A 1724-nucleotide genomic window follows, 5' to 3' on the forward strand; every position below is an offset into this window, starting at 1 on the left:
AGAGACTGCCGGTGACAAGCCGGAGGAAGGTGGGGATGACGTCAAGTCCTCATGGCCCTTATGTCCTGGGCTACACACGTGCTACAATGGCGGTGACAGTGGGAAGCTAGGTGGTGACACCATGCTGATCTCTAAAAGCCGTCTCAGTTCGGATTGCACTCTGCAACTCGAGTGCATGAAGGTGGAATCGCTAGTAATCGCGGATCAGCATGCCGCGGTGAATACGTTCCCGGGCCTTGTACACACCGCCCGTCACACCATGGGAGTTGGTTTGACCTTAAGCCGGTGAGCGAACCGCAAGGACGCAGCCGACCACGGTCGGGTCAGCGACTGGGGTGAAGTCGTAACAAGGTAGCCGTAGGGGAACCTGCGGCTGGATCACCTCCTTTCAAGGAACTGTTCTGAGGTTTGGTTGGGTAACTGATCATTCTTGGAATGTTTCGAAAAATAAAGTCCTTTGGTTATGGATCACCGAAGGCACGTTCTGTCAGATTTCTGTTCTGGTTTTACCAGGCGGGAGCGCCGTCAACATATCCCTTTCTGCGACAAGTGTTTCTGCTTGTTTGTTTTCTGCTTTTTTGGTGGAAGATGAATTTGAGCGGGAATGAAGGTTTTGGGCTAGTAGCTCAGTTGGTTAGAGCACACGCTTGATAAGCGTGGGGTCGGAGGTTCAAGTCCTCCCTGGCCCACCACTGGCCGGTTGCGAAAGCAACGACTCTGGTTTTACGGGGGCATAGCTCAGCTGGGAGAGCACCTGCTTTGCAAGCAGGGGGTCGTCGGTTCGATCCCGTCTGCCTCCACCAAAACCGGCTTTTGGTGTTAAACACAAGATCCTTGTCGCAAGGGAGTGTAGAGATCGGACACGTGTTTGGGTGACTGCGGTGCAGCGCCTTTACGGGTTTGTCTGGTGATTTGATCTTTGTCAGTGTGAATCGGTTGGTGCGTATCTGTGCGTGCCGTTTTTCTGTGGGTTGGTCTGACCCTCGGATCCTGATGGTGGCTTCGGTTACTGTTTGGGGTTCGTGTTAAGCAGAAGCGGCGTTAGCGACCAGATACGTTTTAAGATGAAGTATGACGTGCTCGGATGCGTCATGCGAGAGACTTATCTTGCATCTTTGGATGTATGGATGGTTTCTGTGCATGGGGTGAGTGAGCGCGATAAGGGCATTCGGTGGATGCCTTGGTACCAGGAGGCGAAGAAGGACGTAGCACGCTGCGAAAAGCTACGGGGAGCCGCGAGCAGGCTTTGATCCGTAGATATCCGAATGGGGCAACCCACCCGCAAGGGTATCACAGTCTGAATACATAGGGCTGTGAGGCGAACCCGGGGAACTGAAACATCTCAGTACCTGGAGGAAAAGACATCAATTGAGATTCTGCTAGTAGTGGCGAGCGAACGCGGAACAGGCCAGTAGTTTTTGAAGAAGAAGCAGAACAACCTGGAAAGGTTGGCCATAGTGGGTGATAGCCCCGTATGCGTAGTGTCTTTGGAAATTCTTGAGTAGGGCGGGGCACGTGAAACCCTGTCTGAACATGGGGGGACCACCCTCCAAGCCTAAATACTCCCTGGTGACCGATAGTGAACAAGTACCGTGAGGGAAAGGTGAAAAGCACCCCGACGAGGGGAGTGAAATAGACCTGAAACCGGATGCCTACAAGCAGTCGGAGCCTCTTATGGGGTGACGGCGTACCTTTTGTATAATGGGTCAGCGAGTTTCTGTTTG

2 tRNA genes and 2 rRNA genes are annotated in these 1724 nt (G+C 53.1%); all 4 read left to right on the forward strand.

Features of this window, described 5'->3' with window-relative positions:
• Positions 1 to 389 (forward strand): 16S ribosomal RNA (locus OZD66_RS03875); the annotation flags it as partial.
• 226 nt (positions 390 to 615) lie between these two features.
• A tRNA-Ile gene (locus OZD66_RS03880) sits at positions 616 to 692 on the forward strand.
• Positions 693 to 727: 35 nt separating this feature from the next.
• Positions 728 to 803, forward strand: a tRNA-Ala gene (locus tag OZD66_RS03885).
• Positions 804 to 1148: 345 nt separating this feature from the next.
• Positions 1149 to 1724 (forward strand): 23S ribosomal RNA (locus OZD66_RS03890); the annotation flags it as partial.

The sequence above is a fragment of the Wolbachia endosymbiont of Drosophila baimaii genome (assembly GCF_028982185.1).
GTDB lineage: Bacteria > Pseudomonadota > Alphaproteobacteria > Rickettsiales > Anaplasmataceae > Wolbachia > Wolbachia pipientis.